Source organism: Aureimonas ureilytica (assembly GCF_001475935.1).
GTDB lineage: Bacteria > Pseudomonadota > Alphaproteobacteria > Rhizobiales > Rhizobiaceae > Aureimonas > Aureimonas ureilytica_A.
In genome coordinates this window covers 79,713-98,950 of record NZ_LDQA01000024.1, presented here as the reverse complement: position 1 = coordinate 98,950, position 19,238 = coordinate 79,713, and the positions used below count along the sequence as shown (strand labels likewise).

Sequence of the window (19,238 nt, the reverse complement as noted above, 5' to 3'; positions counted from 1 at the left end):
GCGAGTTTCTTATGTCCGAACGGGTCCAGATCGACGCGCCGGTCGCCCCGCCCCGCCGGGGCGCACCAGCGCGCCGCGTCACATCAGCCACGCAGATTTTCGAAGCCTTGCGCGTGGAGATCGTCGCGTCCCGCCTGCCGCCGGGCTCGCCCTTGCAGGACCGAATGCTGATCGAGCGTTTCGGCGTCAGCCGCACGCCGGTGCGCGAGGCGCTGATCCGCCTGTCGGAGATCGGGCTGGTGGACATCTTTCCCCAATCGGGCACCTTCGTGTCGCGCGTGCCGGTGAACGCCATTCCCGAGGCCGTCCTGATCCGCAAGGCGCTGGAAGGGATCACAGTGGAACTGGCCGCGCGCCGTGCGACGCCCGAAGGGCTGGCGGGGGTGGATCTGGCTATCCGCCGGCAGAAGGGCGCGGCCCATGCGGGGGATACGGACGCCTTTCACGAAGCGGACGAGGGATTTCACGCCGCGATTGCGGATCTGTCCGGTCATCCCGGCATCTGGGCGCTGCTGGCGCAGGCCAAGATCCAGATCGACCGCGCCCGCCGCCTGACCCTGCCTGTGCTCGGGCGCATGGAACAGGTGATCGCCGAGCATGAAGAGATTCGCGCCCGTCTCGCCGCGCACGACGAAGACGGGGCGAAGGCCGCCATGGCCCTTCATCTGAGCGCCGTCATTCCCGACGTCGCCGAGCTCAAGGGGCGCTACCCCGACTATTTCATTTGAAAGCCCGGCGGGGAACCGGGCGGGAGGAGACAGACGATGCGGCAAGGCTGGAGATGGTTCGGCCCAAAGGCCCCGGTAACGCTGGACGAGGTGCGCCATGTCGGCGCGACGGATATCGTCTCGTCGCTGCATGAGGAGCCGATCGGCGCGGTCTGGACGCCGAAAGCGGTCGAGGCCCGGCGCGACATGATCGAGACGACGCCCGAGGGCCGCGTGCCACTGCGCTGGTCGGTGGTGGAGAGCATTCCCATTCCCGATGCGGTGAAGCGCAAAGGCGGGGCCGCCAAACCCGAGATCGAGGCCTGGATCAGCAGCCTCGAAGCGGTCGGGCGCGCCGGCATTCCGGTCGTCTGCTACAATTTCATGCCGGTTGTGGATTGGTGCCGCACCGAGCTCGACTTCGTGACCGACACGGGCGCCACCGCCATGCGCTTCGACTTCGACACGTTCGCCGCCTTCGAACTCTTCATTCTGGAGCGGCCGGGCGCGGAGCGGGACTATACGCCGGACGAGCAGGCCTGCGCCAAGGCGACATTTGCGGCCATGTGCGAGAAGACCAAGGCCGACCTCGTGCGCAACATCACGAGTGCCCTGCCCGGCTCCACCACCGAGCCCATGACCATTCCCGGTTTCCGCGAGAAGCTTCAGGAATATCGCGACATCGACGCGCCGCGCCTGCGCCAGCACCTGATCGAGTTCCTGCAAGCGGTGACGCCGGCAGCCGAGGCGGTCGGCGTCAAGCTGACGCTGCACCCGGACGATCCCCCACGCCCGCTCTTCGGCCTGCCGCGCATCGCCTCGACGGAAGCGGATTATGCCGCCTTGTTCGATGCGGTCCCCTCCCCCGCCAACGGCATGTGCTTCTGCACGGGCAGTCTCGGCGTGCGACCCGACAACGACCTGGCCGCTATCGCCCGGCGCTTCGCCTCGCGTATCCATTTCGCGCATTTGCGCAACACGCGCCGCGAGGCCGACCCGCGCTCGTTCCATGAATCGGCCCATCTCGACGGGGACACGGACATGGTCGCGGTGCTGCGCGAGCTGGTGGCCGAGGACACCAAGCGGACGGGCGACGGCACCATTGTCTTCCGCTCCGACCATGGCCACCGGATGCTGGACGATCTCCACAAGAGCGTGACGCCCGGCTACCCCGCCATCGGGCGCATGAGGGGCCTTGCCGAATTACGCGGCATTCTCCACGCACTCGGCCATCCGCCCGAAGTGCCGAGGCCTGCGCAATCCGCATCGACCGAGGCGCTGACACTCGCCTGATCGCCGCGCGCGTTCTTCGACAGCTAAGGGACGAACGCTTCAGACCGCTCCGATGCGCGCTATTTTCCTGCGCATCGGAGACCTCTCATGGACGCAACCGACATCGCCGTTCGCTTGGGGCTCGCCTCGCTGGTCGGCCTCCTGCTCGGCATCGACCGCGAGTTGCGCGGCATCTCGGCGGGCATTCGCACCCATGCACTGGTCGCCATGAGTTCGGCAACGATCACGATCTCGGCTCTGATCCTGTTTCACGAATTGAACGGTCTGGCGAACGCAAGCCCCGATCCGCTGCGCGTCATTCAAGGACTCGCTCAGGCCATCGGCTTCGTCGCCGCGGGCGCGATCTTCGTCTCAAAGGGCGATGTCCACAATCTGACGTCCGCCGCCAATATCTGGCTGGCGGCCGCGCTCGGCATTGCGGCGGGCGCGGGCCAGTTCAGTCTGGTGGGGATCGCCGCCGGCTTCGGCATCATCATCCTGACGCTGGTGCGTGTCCTGGAGCGCCTCCTGCCCGGCAGCGAGAAGGCGCGGCGCGACTGACAGGGGCGTTTCAGGCCGTCACGGCCCAGAGAATCGGGTCTTCTTCCAGAAGGGTACGCATTCCCTGCAACTCGGCCAGCGTCTTGTTGTCCAGAACGGTCGCGATCGCATTGCGGACTTCCAGCATCACCAGCCGCACCCGGCACCGCTCGACATCGGTGCAGTCCGTGCAGCGGCGATAGGCCGTGCGACTGGCGCAGGCGATCGGTGCCAGCGGGCCATCCAATACGCGCAGGACGTGTCCCACCGCGATCTCCCCCGCCGGGCGCGCCAGCGCGTAGCCGCCATTACGCCCCTTCTTGGCATAGATGAACCCCGCATTGCGCAACTCGCCAAGGATCGTATCCAGAAACTTCTTGGAGATGGCGTTCTGACTGGCGATCTCTTCCGACAGGATCAAGTGCTCCGGTGCCGCATCGGCCAGATGCAGCATGGCTTTCAATCCGTATTTGCCTTTCGCGGTCAGCATGATCCGGCCTTCGTGCGGGCCGCACGAGCGGCTGGGTCCGTCCCGACATAAGGGGTGGGCCCTTATATCGCCAGCCTTGATTCACGCCATCTCGCAACAATCGTTGAGCGCGGGAATGCCGCTCGTGACGCTGCGCAGCATGGCGAGATAGGTCAGCATTGTTGACATATCTCGCCGATCCGTTTTTAACGGCGCCGAACGCTCGCACGGCGCACGCAGACCTCTTTGGACGAGGCGTGACGGCGGGATTGGAGGACCATCATGGATTTGACCGACCTTTTCGCCACGCGGGCGGGACGCATGAAGGCGTCCGAAATTCGCGAGCTTCTGAAGCTACTGGACCAGCCCGACATCATCTCCTTTGCCGGCGGTATCCCCGACCCTTCGCTGTTTCCCCATGAAGCGTTCCGTCAGGCCTATGCCGACGTTCTTGGCGGCCCCGACGCCAATGCCGCCCTGCAATATCAAGTGAGCGAAGGCTATCGACCGTTGCGGCGCTGGATCGCCCGGGAAATGGGCCGGATCGGCATTCCCTGCGACGAGAACAACATCTTCATCACCTCCGGCTCGCAGCAGGGGCTGGACTATCTCGGCAAGCTTTTCCTGTCGCCCGGCGACACGGCTCTCGTGACTTGGCCGACCTATCTTGGCGCGCTTCAAGCCTTCAACGCCTACGAGCCTCGCTATGATCGCCTTATGCCTGCGGGCGGCAACATGACGCCGGATGCCTACCGTCAAGCGGCCAGCGAGACGGGCGGCGCGGTGAAATTCGCCTATCTCGTGCCCGATTTCGCCAATCCGAGCGGCGAGACGCTGACGCTCGCACAGCGCGAGGCCGTGCTCGATCTGGCCGAAGAGCTTGGCATCGCCATCATCGAGGACGCCGCTTATGCCGCGCTGCGCTATAGCGGCGAAGGCGTGCCGCCGATTGCGGCGCTCGACGCATTGCGCTCGGGCGGGATCGACCAGGGCCGGACGATCTATTGCGGCTCCTTCTCCAAAATCCTTGCGCCCGGCCTTCGCGTCGGCTGGATCTGCGCGCCGCGCCCCATGATCGAAAAGCTCGTGCTGACCAAGCAGGCCTCGGACCTTCATTCCCCATCGATCAATCAGATGGTGGTCCATCACGTGGCCGAGGCGACCTATGGCGCGCAGGTCGAGCGCACGCGCACCGCCTATCATGCACGGCGCGACGCGCTTCTCGAGGCGCTGGAGCACCATATGCCGAAGGGCGTGAGTTGGACGAAGCCGGATGGCGGCATGTTCGTCTGGGTCACGCTGCCCGAGGGCATGGACGCGGTCGAGCTTCTGGCGCACTCGGTTGCGGAAGCGCGTGTCGCCTTCGTGCCGGGCAGTGCGTTCCACGCCGATGGAGGCGGCCGGAACACGCTGCGCCTGTCCTTCACGCTGGCCGATGAGCGCGCGGTGACGGAGGGCATTCCGCGTCTCGCCGACCTGATCCGACGCAGCCTCCCCGCCTGAGTTCGGCACCCAAACCCTGTGTCGATCGGTTGACCGCTGGCAACCGATCGACACAGGCGCGGCCTTCCGCGCACCGCCGTTGCCCAGCTCGGGCTCGCATCCCTGCGCAGCGCCCATTCCTGACATCGCCAGACTTGACAACCGCCCCGTGATCGCGTCCCGCTGAGGCGAGACTCTCACCGGCCCCAGCGAGTTTGCGAGCCTGCCATGCCGATCAAGCGCGAGATGCGCGGCTTCTATCCCATCGACTGGCGCGAGCTTTCCCGTTCCATCCGCTTTCGCCGTGCCAAGGGGCGCTGCGACCATTGCCGGCGCCCACACGGTGCCTTGATCTGCGTCAGCGAAGATGGCGCCTGGTGGGACGAGAGCGCAGCCGTCTGGCTCGATCGACGCGGCCGCACCTTGCGCAACGCGCGTCCTGCCCCGTCCGACCTCGCGCCGTCCATCCCGGTGTCCTGGACGCGTGTCTGGCTGGCCTGCGCACATCTCGACCATGATCTCGCCAACAACGCGTCGAGCAATCTCGCCGCCTTGTGCCAGCGCTGCCATCTCAACCACGACAGGCCGGAACATCGTCGCCGACGCCGGGAGCGCTGGATGGCCAGCAAGGCGCTCGGAGATCTGTTCGACGGCCCCTATCGCTGAGCGGGCCTCGCTCGGTCCTTCACACCTTGTCCGTAAGCTCATCTTTCCGACGATGCGCCATGGCCGATCAGCTTCGCAGAGCATGGTTGCGCAGAGCCTCCAGCATTGGACCGAGACGGAACCCCTTGGTCGCGGCCTTATGCGTCAGCGCGCGCAAATATCCACCGGGCGAGCGAATGTGTTCGGCACGCTCCAAGAGCGCCGCAATCGTCACCGCCGCCTGAAACGGCCCCATCGCGGACTGCGCCGAACGGTAGGCATCTCGTGAGATGCCGAGGAAGCCGCGGACACGGTCCGCCACGGCTTCCAATTCCCCCGGCGAGCGTATGGGCCCCATGCTGTAGTCGGACAAGCTCGGGCAAATTTCGAGAACCGTCGCAATGTCGGGCTCATCCAGTCTTGCCGCGTCTCTGCGCGACGTCAGGCTCCTGCCCTTCCATGCGGGAGCTTCGCTGAGCGAGCGTGTCTTCCCCTTCGACTGAGTTGAGGCTTGCGGCGCCAGATCAGCGTCTAAACCCGTTTCCTTGTCAGACCGGAGACCCCCGTCGGAATTTTCTTCATTCTTTTCGTCGATGCTGGATTCAATAGATGTTTCTGTTTTTGAACTTTGATAGTGACGCTCGTTTGATACGTCATTGCCGCTCATTTCTTGTTCAGAAAGGCTTGATAGATAACGCGTTTCGGCTTGAGTGCGAAGATCGGCGCATTCACGCAGGCGCGCTGTAAGCTCCGCGACTGGAGCGTTGCGCGCAAGCGGTCGAATGACGTCGATCCAGCGCTGCTCCAGGTCGGTCCAATCTCCCGCGCGCCCTTCGGAGAGAGCCACATCCAATATCTTTCGGATATCGCGGCGGCAGAGAGAGATATCCGTCTTGATGTAACGGATGGCCCGAGCTTCGGCGCGCGCCGCCTCCGCCGCGGCCTGAATCACATCCGCTGAAAGAGCGAAGGGAGAGAGATCGAACCCGAACGCTTCATCGCCCTGCTCCACATCCCGCCGCCGGTATCGCTTTCCATTGGGGCTGTCGCGGCGAAGCAGAAGCCCCGCCTCGATCAGGCTGGCCAGATGCCGGCGCAGCGTCGCATCTGCCATGCCGCGCGTTCGCAGCGACAGCTCGCGATTGGACGGGAAAACGATTTGCGGGCGCGCGGGATCGATCCGTTTTCCGGCGTGGCACGACACGAGCGCCTCCAATACGGCGATGGTGCGATCCGACAGGCCGAACCGGGCTCGCGCTTCCGTCAAAGCTCGAAGCAGCGCCCATTTGTCGGGCCCCTCCTCCGCGCTTGTTTCACCTGCGCAAGCACTATCCTCGCGTAGCCGCGCCTGCGCGCGGCGAACGCCGTCCTCCCGCCGGATCAGGGCAGCCGACAGCGGCCGCGCCCCGAAAGGCGAGTTCCAATGGATCTCGATCATGTCCCTGTTTCAGGCTCGAGGCCAAGCAGAGGCATTGCCGGAACAGAGCCGACTCTTGACAGAGCAGACCGGACATGATTCTTTCAGATTGCTACATCTTGAAAGGGCTTCCGGAGCGTCTCGTTTCGGGGGCCTTTTTTTCTTGGGTCTTGCCTCGATCTCTGTCCTTTCGTCGGCTGGTTACGTTTGCGGTTTCCCGATGACTGACGCCACCGGAAAGCTCAGTCCTCTCGGCCTCGCGCCTTGAAGGCAGCGTAGAGCGCGGGAATCTCGTCGGCGACGAAAGCGGCAAAATCCGCCTCGCCCTTGAATTCGATGACAGGCCGTTTGGCGTCGCGCCGGATGGTCGCCACCACGCGTCCACCATCTTCCGTCAGGGCCTCCGCAGTGTCTGCGCTGCCCTTGCTGCGCTTCGTCAGCCGCTGCAGGATGAGAACGAAGCGCTCGTCGCTGGTCGCTTTGGCGAAGCGCTCCGTCGCGATCTCGCGCTCGGCCTTGTCTCGGGCGCTCGGCGTCTTGAGCTGGTCCGCAAGGAGCATCCAGCGCGTCCGCCCCGCCTTGGGCGCGGGGCCGATGGCGCGCGCGATATCGACGGGAACCGCATCGGCGACCTGAAGCAGGCGCGTCATCTCGGCCTTATGCAGAGACAAGGCCGACTGCACCGTGCCGCGTTCGAAACCCCGCCGCAGCAAGGCTTCGGCGAACAAGGCGCGTTCGATGAAGGACAGGTCGCGCCGCTCGGAATTTTCCTTGCCCTGCGCCACGACCAGTTCTTCGTCGCTGAGCGGCCGAACGACGGCGCGGACCTTGATCCCGAGGGCGCGGGTGGCCGCAATGCGGCGATGGCCATAGGCGGTCTGATACCAGCCCGCGCGCGCCTTGTCCGCCTCCGGATGCGGGCGCACGAGGACGGGCACTTCCTGGCCGCCGCTCTCGATCGACCGGCACAGCGCGTCGAAGGCTTCGTCCGAGCGGTCGGGCTGCGACAGCCGATCGGCCACGAAGGCCGGTTCGATCAGACCGGGATCGATCTCGATGATCTTTTCGCCCTTGGCCACCTGTTCGCGCAGGAGGCGTGCGTCTTGGGCCTCGGCCCGCAGATTGCCGAGCGCCAGCCCCATGGCCTTCACCGCCCCGGAACTCGAATGCGCGCGCGGGCGACCCACTTCCGCTTGAGGCTCGGGGGCCGGCGTCTCCGGCTGGCTGGTTCCGCCTAGAAGGGCCTTGAGTTCGTCGCGGCGGCGGCTCATGGGCGTGCCCCCCACGCCGTTCGATTCAAGTCTCTATCGAGCTGTGCCGCCATCTCAGCCGCGCCCCCAACTGGCGAGGATCAGGTCTTCCACTTCGCTGTTGACAGCGGTCAACGACTCCATGGCCCGATCGTAGGTCGAGCGGGAGAAGTTCTCGCGGGCGACCTCGTAAAGCGTCTGCTTGGTCAGACCCGCATCGCTCAGCGCCGTGGATTTCAACATCGGGTTCGTCAGGACGCGGCTGCCGAACTGCGCGCGCAGAAACCCGGCGATCTGCGCCTGCGGCCCGTCATGGGGCTCGTAGCGTGTCACGAGATAGCGCAGGAAGTCGAAATTGAGATCGCCGCCGGCCTCCCGCACGACCTGCAGGAGGTCCGACGTCATGAAGAGGAACTGGCTCATGGAGGCGACGTCGAGCATCTGCGGATGCACAGTCACCAGGACCGAGGTCGCCGCGCACAGCGCGCCGAGCGTCAGGAAACCCAGCTGCGGAGGGCAATCGATCACGACCACATCGTAATCGTCCTCGACCTCGCGGAGCGCATCCTGCACCCGCGCGAAGAACAGACGCTCGCTGGCCAGCCCCTCGCGCTGCGCCTCGGCCAGTTGCCGGGGGGTCGCGTGCTCGAACTCCTGGAGCTCGAGATTGCCCGGCACGAGGTGCAGCCCGTCGAAATAGGTCGGGCGGATGATGCTGGCGAGCGGAACGCGCTCCTCGTCATATCGGATCGCGCCGTACAGCGTGTCATTGCCGGTAAGGTCGAGTTCGGGCTGATAGCCGAGAAGCGCGGAAAAAGACGCCTGCGGATCGAGATCGACCGCGAGCGTCCGATAGCCTTGCAGCGCTAGAAACTGAGCAAGGTGGGCCGACGTCGTCGTCTTGCCCGACCCGCCCTTGAAGTTGGTGACGGCGATGATCTGAAGATGCTCGCCGTCTTCCGGGCGGCGCCATTTCAGATATTGGCGCGCCTTCATCGAGCCGGCTTCGTGCTGGCCGGCCAAGTGGCGACGCAGCGCGTTGATATCACCCAGCGTATAGGAGCGACGGCCGGACGGGCCGACCTCGGGCTGCGGGCCTTCGCCGGAGATGGAGAGTTGGCGCAGATAACTGTCGGACACGCCGATCAACCGCGCCGCTTCCCCCGAGGTGAAGGGGCGCAGCGACTTGCTGGACGTCGGCGGGAAAAGCCGCTGTCGCATCGCCTGCAACTGACTCGACAAAAGCCGCGCGTCGGCGGCAATCTGCTCATCGGCCGGCATGGTCTCGCGGGCAGGGGATGTCGGCTTGGACAAAGCTTCGCCTCGTTTGGGAACGCGCGTCGTTTCCGCGCGGGGCCGTTTCGTGCGCTCTGTTCCGGCGCGGCGAGACGCACGGCCGCTGTGACCGCCCGAAACCACATCCGGCTCGGGAGAATGTGGAGCATTCGGGTCCAACCCGAGGTTTGCGCTTCCATCCATCAGTAACGGCACTCGGTACATCTAACGGCTAAAACCGTTAACGAGGATGCGCGTAGGGACGTTAAGAGTCAAATCCGCCTCAATTAATCATATAGCTGGTCAAAGCGCAGCAGAGCACTCCGGTCCGAGGCAACGATACGACCGCCTCTAAGTGTCTGTTTTATGTTGTTATTTTCGAGCTCTGCACATGTTGCCATCTGTCAACGCTGTCGCGTCAGGCGTTCCATGCCAGGCAACGCGTGATTCTCGAGGGCGAGGAACCGGCCACTGCCCGATTCTGTCGAAGCCGCATCTCACGCCACGAAAGCCCGTCGACATGGGCTCTTGAGCATTTCCGATCCCTATGCACACCCGTCGCATGAAGGCGTGACGCAGCTTGTATTGAACGCCCCATACACGTTTGAGAGGGCACTCATTCGGCACCCAGGTTGACGCGCGTCACTCGAGCCGCAGATCCCAAGCCCGCTCTGCGCTTTCACGCGATGGGGTCATTGTTGATCGCACGCGCCAGTCCCGCTTGGCGTCTCGCCTAGAGAAGAACCGATCGTGCGGGGGGATGCGGGGAGGGCGGACGCCCCGTAGGCACGAAAAAAGCCGTCGCCCTAGATGGGCGTCGGCCTCGGAAATCGCGCGAAGCGCGGTATGGACCGGCCCGAATTAGGCCACGGAAGTCTTCAGCGAACCATTCCGATAGCGCTTGGCCATGTCGGCCAAAGCGATAGGCTTGATGCCCGGAGCATGGCCCGCCGTGCCGAACTCCTCGAAGCGCTGCGCGGCGAGCTTTGTGACGGCCGCCATGGCAGGTCCTAGATATTTGCGGGGGTCAAATTCCTCCGGCTTCTCGGCGAAGACCTTGCGGATCGCACCGGTCATCGCCAAGCGGCAGTCGGTGTCGATATTGATCTTGCGCACGCCATGACGAATGCCGCGCTGGATCTCCTCCACCGGCACGCCCCAGGTCGGCTTGATCTCACCACCATACTTGTTGACGATCTCCTGCAGATCCTCCGGCACGGAGGAAGAGCCGTGCATGACGAGATGCGTGTTCGGTAGCTTCTGGTGGATGGCTTCGATGACGTTCATCGCCAGGACATCGCCATCGGGCTTGCGCGAGAATTTGTAGGCGCCGTGCGAGGTTCCCATGGCGACGGCGAGCGCATCGACATGCGTGTCCTCCACAAAGCGCGCCGCCTCGTTCGGGTCGGTCAGAAGCTGGTCATGGCTGAGCGTGCCCTCGAAGCCGTGTCCGTCTTCCTTTTCGCCCGAGCCGGTTTCGAGCGAGCCGAGAACGCCGATCTCGCCCTCCACCGAGGCGCCGCACCAATGGGCCATATCGGAGACGCGGCGGGTGATCCCGGCATTGTAGGCGTAGTCGGCGAGCGACGCGCCGTCTTCCTGGAGCGAGCCGTCCATCATAACGGAGGTGAATCCGTGCTGGATGGCGGTGATGCAGGTGGCTTCGTTGTTGCCGTGGTCGAGATGCATGCAGAGCGGAATGTCGGGATGCATTTCCGCCAGCCCCTCGATCAGGCGAGCGAGGATCAGGTCGTTGGCATAGGCGCGCGCGCCGCGGCTCGCCTGAAGGATGACAGGCGAAGAAGTCTTCTGGGCGGCGGCCAGAATGGCGAGCCCTTGCTCCATGTTGTTGATGTTGAACGCGGGCACGCCGTAGCCATACTCGGCGGCATGGTCGAGAAGCTGGCGGAGGGTGATCAGGGCCATGGGGTCTTGTCCTTCCGTGGGGCTCAGCCGAGCGCGGCCGTGACGTCGGCGACGATGCCGAGATAGCCGTCCGCATTCCAGGCGGAGCGACCGATGAAGAGGCCGTCGATATGCTCACACAGGGCCAGATCGACGCAGTTGCCGGGATTGACGCTGCCGCCATAGACGACCGAGAGCGAAGCCCCGAGCTTGTCTGCGGTCAGCGCCTTGATGCGCTTGTGCTGGGCGTCGGCGAAGTCGGGCTCGGCGGGTGTGCCGCCTTCGCCGATCGACCACACCGGCTCATAGGCGAGGATCACCTTCGCCCCGCTGGCCCAATCCACCTCGGAGATCGCGGCCAGAACCTGGCGCTCCAGCGCTTCTTCGGTACGCCCGGCGTCGTATTCCTCGCGGGTGTCGCCGATGCAGACGAGAGCGGTCAGCCCATGGCGAACGACGGCAGCCGTCTTCAGGGCCACGGTCTCGTCCGTTTCGTTGAAATAGGTGCGTCGTTCGGAATGGCCGATCTCGACCAGCGCCGCGCCGCAATCGCGAACCTGCGGCACCGAAACCTCGCCGGTCCAGGCACCTGCATCCTTCCAATGCGCATTCTGCGCGCCGACGATGACGTCCGTCTCCTTCAGATGCTCCGCCACGCGGTGCAGGACGGTGAAGGGCGGGATGACGAAGAGCTGGGCATCGTCGGACCGGCGCGAGCGATCCGAGGCTTTGAGGGTTTCGCAGAAGGCGTCGGCCTCCGCGATCGTCTTGTTCATCTTCCAGCTGGTGCCGATCCAGGGACGCTTTTGCAAAATGGCTCCTCCAGGGGTCTTCGATCCGCTCACCAGCGTTCAGGCCGGGGCGGGGCAGGGGGCTTCGGGTTGGAATGCCCCGTCATGAAAAAGGCCGGCTCTTTCGAACCGGCCCTTCTGTTTCGAGGATCAGGCGCGGGCCTTGGCCTTGGCCTTGGCCTTTTCCGCGACCTTTTCGGCGGTGATGCCGAAATGCTTGTAGAGATCGCCGCCCGGCGCGGACGCGCCGAAGCCCGTCATGCCGATCACGTCGTCCTCGTCTTCAACGAAGCGCGTCCAGCCGAAGGGCGAAGCGGCTTCGACCGCAATGCGCGGCGCAGAGCCAAGCACGGAGTCGCGGTAGCTCTTGGGCTGCTGCGCGAAGAGCTCCCAGCAGGGCAGGGAGACGACAGCGGCTTTGACGCCTTCGCCGGCCAGACGCTCGGCGGCGGCAACGGCGATCTCGACTTCCGAGCCTGTGGCAAGGATCGTCACGTCACGCGCGCCGCCCTCGGCCTCGCGCAGCACATATCCACCCTTGGCCGACAGATTCTCGGCCGATGCTTCGGTCCGAACGGCCTTGAGGTTCTGGCGCGAAAGGACGAGCGTCGTCGGCGCCTTGACGCCGCCCAGCGCCGCTTCCCAGCACTCCACTGTCTCGACGCCGTCGGCGGGGCGCATGACAAGCATGTTCGGCATGGCGCGCAGCGAGGCCAAGTGCTCGATCGGCTGATGCGTCGGGCCGTCTTCGCCCTGGCCGATCGAGTCATGCGTCATGACATAGACGACCGGCTGGTGCATCAGGGCCGACAGGCGCATGGCCGGGCGGGCATAGTCGGAGAAGCAAAGGAACGTGCCGCCGAAGGGCGTGAAGCCGCCATGCAGCGACAGGCCGTTCATGATCGCGGCCATGGCGTGTTCGCGAACGCCGTAGAACACGTAATTGCCGTCGTAAGCCCCAGCCTGCACGGGCTTGGCTGCGCCGGCCTTGGTGAGGTTCGAGCCCGACAGATCGGCCGAGCCGCCGATGAGCTTCTGCGACTTGGCCGCAAGCGCGTCGATCACCATCTGGCCGGCCTTGCGCGTGGCAAGCGAAGCCTTGTCGGCGATCATCTTGGTCTTGAGCTCGGCGAGCATATCCGCCGGGTCACCGTCGAACCCGTCCTTCAGAACGCGCTCGAAGGCTTCGCGCTGGGCGGCATCCGCGCCAGCCAGACGCTCACCCCAAGCCTTTGCGTCGTCCGCGCCACGGCGGCCGAAGCTCTTCCACTGGTCCGTCAGGTCTTCCGGCAGGACGAAGGGCTCGTGCGCCCATTTGAAATAGTCGCGGGCAAACGCAATGCCTTCCGCGCCCAGCGGCGAACCATGAACGCCCGACGTGCCGGCCTTCTTGCCCGCGCCATAGCCGATCGTGGTGCGGCAGGCGATGAGGGTCGGCTTGTCGGACTGGCGCGCGCGCTCGATGGCGCTCGCGATGGCGGCGGGGTCATGCCCGTCCACGGCGTCCGTGTTCCAGTTGGCGGAGGCGAAACGGCCCGCCACATCGTCGGACGTGGTGAGGTTGGTCGCGCCGTCGATCGTGATGCGGTTGTCGTCCCACAGGACGATGAGCTTGTTCAGCTTCAGATGGCCAGCGAGCGAGATCGCCTCCTGGCTGACACCTTCCATCAGGCAGCCGTCGCCCGCGATCGTATAGGTATAATGTTCGCAAAGCTCCGAGCCGAAGCGCGCATTCAGGATACGCTCGGCAAGCGCCATGCCGACGGCGGTGGCCAAGCCCTGGCCGAGCGGGCCGGTGGTGGTCTCGATGCCCGCGCCTTCGCCGAATTCGGGGTGGCCGGCCGCCTTGGAATGAAGCTGGCGGAAGCGCTTCAGCTCGTCGATGGAGAAGTCCTCGTAGCCCGTCAGATGCAGCAGGCTATAAAGGAGCATCGAGCCATGGCCGGCCGACAGCACGAAGCGGTCGCGGTCCGGCCAGTTGGGCTGGCTGGCGTCGAACTTCATGAAGCGCGAGAACAAGACGGTCGCGACATCCGCCATGCCGAGCGGCATACCGGGATGGCCGGAATTGGCCGCTTCCACCGCGTCCATCGATAGGAAGCGGATGCCGCTGGCGAGATAGCGCGTCGCTTCGACGTCGAGCGGGGGAAGGTTCGGTTTATCGAGCATGTGCGTCCTCCGAGATGCGGGGGCTGGCTCATCCGATGCGCCCGCGCCGCCGCCTCTGCGGGGAACCTGACGCGACGGAAGAGAAACCCTCTCCGTTCGGGCACGAGCAATCCCACGGGTGGGCGATCAAATCAATCGGCTCGCGCTGAAATATGTTCATTTGAACGCCGAAACCGCATATGAACATTCCAGACTTGTCACTATGGCCGCGCGAACTCGCATCGCAGCGCTGAAGCTGGGAGGGCTTTTGTGGACGCCGTCGCCCCGACCGAGATCGAATTGATGACCGAAATCGCGCGCCGCTATTACGAGGGCGATGCGACGCAGGCCGACATCGCAGCCGAGTTCGGCCTGTCGCGCATGAAGGTGAGCCGTCTCCTGCGACAGGCGCGGGAGGAGGGGGTGGTGGATGTGCGCATTCGCGTTCACCGCGCGATCGCGAGCGATATCGAAGCCCAGCTCTGCCAGCGCTTCCAGATCAAACGCGCCCTGATCGCGGCCGATCGCGGCGACCCGGAGGCGCAGCGTGCGGACCTGGCTCTCGTTGTGGCGGATTTTCTGGAGCGCGAACTGTTCGACGGCGCAACGATCGCCGTCGGCATGGGACGCAACGTTGCAGCCGTCGCCGACACGCGCGGCCGCGCGGTGGTGGAAAACGCGGTCTTCGTCTGCGCCACGGGCGGCGCGCACCGGGCCGGCGAGCCCGGCAATGCCGACCATATCTGCCGTAAACTGGCGCGGCGCTTCGGCGGCACGCCCGAAACACTCTACGCTCCCGCCTATGTGCCCGAAGCTGCCTTGCGCGACGCGCTCCTGCGAAACCAGACGGTGCGGCGCACGCTGGATGTCGCGCGCTCGGCCGATTTCGCGCTGATCGGCATCGGCGATCTCGGCGAGGAAAGCCATATGGTGCGCATGGGCTGGTTCAAACGCGAGGAAATTCTGGCCGCGCGTGCCGCCGGTGTCGTGGGCGATCTCATGGGCTACGACTTCTTCGATCTGGAAGGGCGCGAGCGAAACGAGATTCTGGGCGGGCGGGTGATCGGTCTCCGACTGGAGGAGATGCGCGCGATCCCGCATGTCGTCGCCATCGCGAGCGAGGCCAACAAGGCTCTTGCGCTCCTTGCCGCGCTTCGCACGGGCGTGATCGACATTCTCGCGACATCGCTCGCCAATGCGCAGAGCATTCTGGCGCTCGACGAAGCGACGCGGCTTTCCGGGTCGGCCGGCACCGCACAGGCTTGAACATATGCTCAGAAAGTGGTTGAAGTAACACCCAGCAGACGGCGCGGGATCGACCCTACGATGCCACGGGGCTGTAGGTGCCGTCGATTGGCAGACTATCCTCCAAAGGAGACAAATCCATGAAGATCGTTCTTGGCGGCGACAGCGCGGGCGTTTCGCTGGTGAAGATCATTCACGAGCACCTGTCCAAGCGCAGCGACCTTCAGGTGGTAGATGCAAGCGCGGCGCCGAACGGCGAGTCCGAGCGCTACGCGACGACGACCGACCGCATCGCCAGCCAGGTGCTGGACGGCACCTATGATCGCGGCATCCTGATCTGCGGCACCGGCATTGGCGTCTGCATCTCGGCCAATAAGGTTCCCGGCATCCGCGCCGCGCTGACCCACGACACCTATTCGGCCGAGCGCGCGGCGCTGTCGAACAACGCGCAGATCATCACGATGGGCGCGCGCGTCATCGGCCCCGAGCTGGCCAAGGCGATCGTGGACAGCTACCTCGCGCAGACCTTCGATCCCGCCTCCTCGTCCGGTCCGAATGTCGAGGCGATCGACGCGATGGACCAGAAGTACAAGAGCTGCTGAACCACAGCTCGTCGCGCCTTTCGCGCAGAACTTTCGTATGACGATGCGGGGTTGGTCGATACGGCCGGCCCCGCTTTTGCCTGTGGCGCGTTCGCCTCACGTCGCTCCTCTTGCAAGCGACGAAACGTCCTGCTCTGGACCGAGGTCTTACCGGGTGCAGCGTCTCGCTCTACACTTCACACTGAAAGACTGTGGCAGGAGTGTTGGCGATGGTCCATAGCGACGAGACCCAGATGATCCGCGATCGCGCTTATGCGATCTGGCAGGCCGAAGGCTATCCCGATGGCCGCGCGCTGGAACACTGGCTGATGGCGGAGCGCCAGCGCCTGGCGTCCGATCCTTCTCAGCCCTGGTATGAGGCCAATGGCTTCGAAGGCGAGATCGCCTTCATGCGCCGGATGCTCTGGTCGGCCCAGCCCTTCGTGGCGGAGACAGCGACCTACCACTGATTTGCCATTGCCACGCCGGCGGGTTGCGATCTCGGAAGATCGGCCCGCTTGCTCCGTGTCAGAAGGCGTAGCGCACTTCGCAATAGGGCATGGCTTCCTCTAGCCATTGCCGAAGGCGGCCCAGCCATTGGCGTTTCCAGGCGGCGCGATAGCGCAGGTTCACCATGCCGCTTTCGCTGATCTTCTCTTCCTGAAGGTCGGGCCGCCAGAGCGCGGCCTCGCCTTTCGGGTGCCAGCCCATATTGATCTCGTGCAGCCCCGCATTGTGGGTCAGCATGATGACCTCGCATTTGAATTGCGCCCTGGCCGCCGGCGAGAGCTGGTCATCGATCTCGCGAAACAGCGCCTTCCATTCCGCCTCCCAGTTCTCATGCACGATGACGGGCGAGAAATTGGCGTGAACCTCATAGCCGGCCGCGACAAAATCGTTGATCGCGGCGATGCGCTCGCCGATCGGGGACGTTCGGACATCCACGAGCTTTGCCATGGCCGGCGGCATGAGGGAAAAACGGATGCGCGTGCGCCGCTGCGGGTCGTAGCCCAGCAGGTCGCGATTGACATATTTCGTGGCGAAGGAGCCCTTGGCGTTCGGCATGGAGCGAAACGCGGCGACGAGATCACGGACATTGTCGCTGACGGTGGCATCAACCGACAGATCGCCGTTCTCTCCGAGATCATAGACCCAGTCCACCGGGTCGATGCTGTTCGCCTCGCCCTTGCGGCCGAGCTTCAGCGCGTGGCGGCGAATGGCATCGGCGATCTCGTCCAGATTGACGAAGAGCGACACCGGATTCGCATAGCCCTTGCGGCGCGGCACGTAGCAATAGGAACAGGCCATGGCGCAGCCGTTGGACGAGGACGGTGCGATGAAGTCGGCGCTGCGCCCGTTCGGTCGCATGGTGAGCGTCTTCTTGACGCCGAGCACCAGAACGTCCCGCTTGATGCGCAGCCAAGCATCGAGGCTCGATGGATCGTTGAAGAGGTCCGGGATGCGCCAATGGCTCTCCACCTCGACCTGACGAGCCTCAGGAAAGCGCGCCAGAATGTCCTGCCCGCGCCGGCGCTGGCGCACCTCCGGTTCGAGATAGATGAGCTGCGGGTCGATCAGCGGGCGGGCGTTCATGACCTCCCATATGGAGCCGCGCGGGAGCGGGGGAGGGGGCTGCGACGCGAGGCGGGGACTTTATTCCCTTTCCCGCGCCACACCCCGACCCACTGTCATTCGGCCGCGACGAGACGCGGCTCGGCCACTTTGCGATGAAGCGCCTTGCTTCGCGCATCCACGATCTGGAGCGCGGCCGCAGCGGCCTCCCGACCCTTTTCGACGAAATGCGCCCGGAAGATCGCGGTGTGGTGCTCCGTCTCCTGATAGTGATGCGGCGTCAGGGAGACGGAGAGGACGGGCACGCCAGACTCCAGCCCGGCGCGCATCAGCCCATCGACCACGGCCTGCGCGACGAAATCATGCCGGTAGATGCCGCCATCGACCACCAGCGCGGCGGCGACGATGGCGTCGTATCGCCCGGTCCGCGCGAGTTCCAGCGCCATCAAGGGCAGTTCGAACGCGCCGGGAACGTCGATCACGTCGACCTCATCCAGCGGGATGCGCTCGGCGAACCCGTCGAGCGCGCGCGTCACGATGTCGGCGTGCCAGTTGGCTTTGATGAAGGCGTAGCGGGGAGCGGTCATGATGAAGTTCCGATAAAGAAGAAGAGCGATGGACGGACCGGCGGCGCGGCCCCTCAGCTCCAGGCGTGAAGCGGTGGGTTGACGCCGTTCAGCGCATGGTTGCCGACGATCGCGTATTTCCAGCGGACGGGATCGTGCAGCGTATGGGTGCGGGCGTTGCGCCAATGGCGATCCAGATGGTGCTCGGCGAGGGTCGAGCGTGTGCCGGCCAGTTCGAAGAGCTTGTTCGTGGCCTCGATAGCGATCTCTGTCGACAGGATCTTGGCTTCGGCGGTGGCGATCTGCGCCTGCGCCACGGTTTCGGCACTCGGGTTCGCCACGGCCCGATCGACGGCATGGCCCGCGACATCCTGCAGCGCCTGTGCGGCATGGAGCCGAAGGGTCAGGGCACCGACGGCCTGGATCGTGTAGGGATCGTCCGAGGCGCGTTCCAGCCCGGAATCCACCCAAGGACGCGACTTACCGCGCACAAAGTCGATCGTTTCCTCGATCGCAGCGCGCGCGATGCCGGTATCCACGGCCACCTGGATGATCTGGAAGATCGCCCCGTCCGCCGTCGGCACTTCATAGCCCTTGTAGCCCGGCACGAGATGGGTCCTGGGCACTTTCACGCCGTCGAGGATCACGGTGCCTGACAGGGTGGTGCGCTGGCCGAAGGCCGACCAGTCGTCGATGACCGTCAGCCCCTCGGCATTGCGATCGGCGATCGCGTACCAGGCGCGGCCCTCCTCATCCAACGCGACGATCGGCACGAGATGGGCCAGCAGCGCGCCACTCGAATAGAACTTGCGCCCCGTCACGATCACATGGTCGCCCGCGTCCACGAAGCGGGTTTCGAAATCGGCCGCACGTTTGGAGCCGAACTCCGAAAAGGCATTGCCGAAGCGTGTGCCCCGTAGAACCTCGCCGAACAAAAGGCGCTGCTGCACCTCGTCAGAGACAGTGCGAATGGCCGCGACGACACCCAGATGGTTCTGCGTGATCTGACCGATGGAGGGATCAGCGGCCGAGACGATCTCGATCACCTTCGCGAGCGTGGCATAGGAAACCTCCGGCCCGCCGAAGACTTTGGGCACGTTGATCGACCAGAGGCCCGATTGGGAATAGGCGTCGAGTTCCTCGATGGGCCAGATGCGCTCGGCGTCCCGCCGGGCCGCGCCCGGCCGGATGCGCTCGGCAATCCCATGAGCGACGGCGATCGCTTCGGCATCATCGCGGATGACATGGGCATGCGCGGTGGGGCGGGGCAGGCCGGGGACGGCCACAGCCGCCGGTTCGATCTTTTGTCCGGCAATGGTCATGAAGGGAACTCCTCAGCTATCGGATCGGGAGCGGAAGGACAGGGGTGCCCG

18 protein-coding genes are annotated in these 19,238 nt (G+C 65.0%); 8 read left to right on the top strand and 10 right to left on the bottom strand.

Annotated features, from left to right (window positions below; genetic code table 11):
• Positions 1-11 precede the first annotated feature (11 nt).
• From NS365_RS11205 to NS365_RS11195, 3 genes are all read left to right on the top strand, one after another.
• Complete coding sequence (locus tag NS365_RS11205) at positions 12-728, top strand: GntR family transcriptional regulator (protein ID WP_058600371.1); 717 nt, start codon at positions 12-14, stop codon at positions 726-728.
• A gap of 36 nt (positions 729-764) precedes the next feature.
• On the top strand, positions 765-2,000 hold the full coding sequence (gene uxuA / locus NS365_RS11200; protein ID WP_058600370.1) for a mannonate dehydratase: 1,236 nt from the start codon (positions 765-767) through the stop codon (positions 1,998-2,000).
• 87 nt (positions 2,001-2,087) lie between these two features.
• Entirely contained in the window at positions 2,088-2,540 is a 453-nt protein-coding gene (locus tag NS365_RS11195; protein WP_058600369.1) for an MgtC/SapB family protein, read from the top strand.
• Between the two features lie 10 nt (positions 2,541-2,550).
• Here NS365_RS11195 and NS365_RS11190 read toward each other — a convergent pair whose 3' ends face one another.
• Positions 2,551-3,009: an RrF2 family transcriptional regulator gene (locus NS365_RS11190; RefSeq protein ID WP_058600368.1), complete on the bottom strand. Its 459-nt coding sequence runs from the start codon at positions 3,007-3,009 to the stop codon at positions 2,551-2,553.
• A 258-nt stretch (positions 3,010-3,267) separates the two neighbouring features.
• On the opposite strand from NS365_RS11190, the gene NS365_RS11185 reads away from it, so the two are divergent.
• A complete protein-coding gene (locus tag NS365_RS11185; protein ID WP_058600367.1) occupies positions 3,268-4,491 on the top strand; it encodes a PLP-dependent aminotransferase family protein in 1,224 nt (407 codons plus the stop codon).
• Between the two features lie 207 nt (positions 4,492-4,698).
• Entirely contained in the window at positions 4,699-5,136 is a 438-nt protein-coding gene (locus NS365_RS11180) for a hypothetical protein (RefSeq protein ID WP_058600366.1), read from the top strand.
• A gap of 67 nt (positions 5,137-5,203) precedes the next feature.
• On the opposite strand, the gene repC is transcribed toward NS365_RS11180, so the two are convergent.
• The 6 genes from repC to tkt all read right to left on the bottom strand — a co-directional run bounded on the left by repC (position 5,204) and on the right by tkt (position 13,922).
• Positions 5,204-6,553, bottom strand: a complete 1,350-nt coding sequence (gene repC, locus NS365_RS11175) for a plasmid replication protein RepC (RefSeq protein WP_058600365.1) — start codon at positions 6,551-6,553, stop codon at positions 5,204-5,206.
• A 221-nt stretch (positions 6,554-6,774) separates the two neighbouring features.
• Complete coding sequence (repB, locus tag NS365_RS11170) at positions 6,775-7,803, bottom strand: plasmid partitioning protein RepB (RefSeq protein ID WP_058600364.1); 1,029 nt, start codon at positions 7,801-7,803, stop codon at positions 6,775-6,777.
• Between the two features lie 54 nt (positions 7,804-7,857).
• Entirely contained in the window at positions 7,858-9,096 is a 1,239-nt protein-coding gene (gene repA, locus NS365_RS11165; RefSeq protein WP_082684559.1) for a plasmid partitioning protein RepA, read from the bottom strand.
• Positions 9,097-9,918: 822 nt separating this feature from the next.
• Positions 9,919-10,983: a class II fructose-bisphosphate aldolase gene (gene fba, locus NS365_RS11160; RefSeq protein ID WP_058600362.1), complete on the bottom strand. Its 1,065-nt coding sequence runs from the start codon at positions 10,981-10,983 to the stop codon at positions 9,919-9,921.
• A 23-nt stretch (positions 10,984-11,006) separates the two neighbouring features.
• Positions 11,007-11,774, bottom strand: coding sequence for a triose-phosphate isomerase (locus NS365_RS11155; RefSeq protein ID WP_082684558.1), 768 nt, complete (start codon positions 11,772-11,774; stop codon positions 11,007-11,009).
• Between the two features lie 129 nt (positions 11,775-11,903).
• Positions 11,904-13,922: a transketolase gene (gene tkt / locus NS365_RS11150; protein ID WP_058600361.1), complete on the bottom strand. Its 2,019-nt coding sequence runs from the start codon at positions 13,920-13,922 to the stop codon at positions 11,904-11,906.
• Between the two features lie 249 nt (positions 13,923-14,171).
• Between tkt and NS365_RS11145 the strand changes: the two genes are divergently transcribed.
• From NS365_RS11145 to NS365_RS11135, 3 genes are all read left to right on the top strand, one after another.
• Positions 14,172-15,167: a sugar-binding transcriptional regulator gene (locus tag NS365_RS11145; protein WP_244498425.1), complete on the top strand. Its 996-nt coding sequence runs from the start codon at positions 14,172-14,174 to the stop codon at positions 15,165-15,167.
• Positions 15,168-15,286: 119 nt separating this feature from the next.
• Positions 15,287-15,748, top strand: coding sequence for an RpiB/LacA/LacB family sugar-phosphate isomerase (locus NS365_RS11140; protein ID WP_058600360.1), 462 nt, complete (start codon positions 15,287-15,289; stop codon positions 15,746-15,748).
• 209 nt (positions 15,749-15,957) lie between these two features.
• On the top strand, positions 15,958-16,197 hold the full coding sequence (locus tag NS365_RS11135; protein WP_058600359.1) for a DUF2934 domain-containing protein: 240 nt from the start codon (positions 15,958-15,960) through the stop codon (positions 16,195-16,197).
• Positions 16,198-16,255: 58 nt separating this feature from the next.
• On the opposite strand, the gene NS365_RS11130 is transcribed toward NS365_RS11135, so the two are convergent.
• From NS365_RS11130 to NS365_RS11120, 3 genes are all read right to left on the bottom strand, one after another.
• Positions 16,256-17,320 (bottom strand): spore photoproduct lyase family protein, encoded by a 1,065-nt coding sequence (locus tag NS365_RS11130; protein WP_058600358.1) that lies wholly within the window; start codon positions 17,318-17,320, stop codon positions 16,256-16,258.
• A 95-nt stretch (positions 17,321-17,415) separates the two neighbouring features.
• Positions 17,416-17,886 carry a 6,7-dimethyl-8-ribityllumazine synthase gene (locus NS365_RS11125; RefSeq protein WP_058600357.1) on the bottom strand — a complete coding sequence of 157 codons (471 nt, stop codon included), beginning with the start codon at positions 17,884-17,886 and terminating at the stop codon, positions 17,416-17,418.
• Positions 17,887-17,939: 53 nt separating this feature from the next.
• Positions 17,940-19,187, bottom strand: a complete 1,248-nt coding sequence (locus tag NS365_RS11120) for an SfnB family sulfur acquisition oxidoreductase (RefSeq protein WP_058600356.1) — start codon at positions 19,185-19,187, stop codon at positions 17,940-17,942.
• Between the last annotated feature and the right edge of the window lie 51 nt (positions 19,188-19,238).

What these genes read in the sequence shown, in the direction of transcription:
- fba (WP_058600362.1), bottom strand. Translation starts at nt 10,983, where the DNA reads ATGGCCCTGATCACCCTCCGCCAGCTTCTCGACCATGCCGCCGAGTAT.
- NS365_RS11180 (WP_058600366.1), top strand. Translation starts at nt 4,699, where the DNA reads ATGCCGATCAAGCGCGAGATGCGCGGCTTCTATCCCATCGACTGGCGC.
- NS365_RS11140 (WP_058600360.1), top strand. Translation starts at nt 15,287, where the DNA reads ATGAAGATCGTTCTTGGCGGCGACAGCGCGGGCGTTTCGCTGGTGAAG.
- uxuA (WP_058600370.1), top strand. Translation starts at nt 765, where the DNA reads ATGCGGCAAGGCTGGAGATGGTTCGGCCCAAAGGCCCCGGTAACGCTG.
- tkt (WP_058600361.1), bottom strand. Translation starts at nt 13,922, where the DNA reads ATGCTCGATAAACCGAACCTTCCCCCGCTCGACGTCGAAGCGACGCGC.
- NS365_RS11135 (WP_058600359.1), top strand. Translation starts at nt 15,958, where the DNA reads ATGGTCCATAGCGACGAGACCCAGATGATCCGCGATCGCGCTTATGCG.
- NS365_RS11195 (WP_058600369.1), top strand. Translation starts at nt 2,088, where the DNA reads ATGGACGCAACCGACATCGCCGTTCGCTTGGGGCTCGCCTCGCTGGTC.
- NS365_RS11205 (WP_058600371.1), top strand. Translation starts at nt 12, where the DNA reads ATGTCCGAACGGGTCCAGATCGACGCGCCGGTCGCCCCGCCCCGCCGG.
- repC (WP_058600365.1), bottom strand. Translation starts at nt 6,553, where the DNA reads ATGATCGAGATCCATTGGAACTCGCCTTTCGGGGCGCGGCCGCTGTCG.
- NS365_RS11190 (WP_058600368.1), bottom strand. Translation starts at nt 3,009, where the DNA reads ATGCTGACCGCGAAAGGCAAATACGGATTGAAAGCCATGCTGCATCTG.
- NS365_RS11120 (WP_058600356.1), bottom strand. Translation starts at nt 19,187, where the DNA reads ATGACCATTGCCGGACAAAAGATCGAACCGGCGGCTGTGGCCGTCCCC.
- NS365_RS11125 (WP_058600357.1), bottom strand. Translation starts at nt 17,886, where the DNA reads ATGACCGCTCCCCGCTACGCCTTCATCAAAGCCAACTGGCACGCCGAC.
- repB (WP_058600364.1), bottom strand. Translation starts at nt 7,803, where the DNA reads ATGAGCCGCCGCCGCGACGAACTCAAGGCCCTTCTAGGCGGAACCAGC.
- NS365_RS11130 (WP_058600358.1), bottom strand. Translation starts at nt 17,320, where the DNA reads ATGAACGCCCGCCCGCTGATCGACCCGCAGCTCATCTATCTCGAACCG.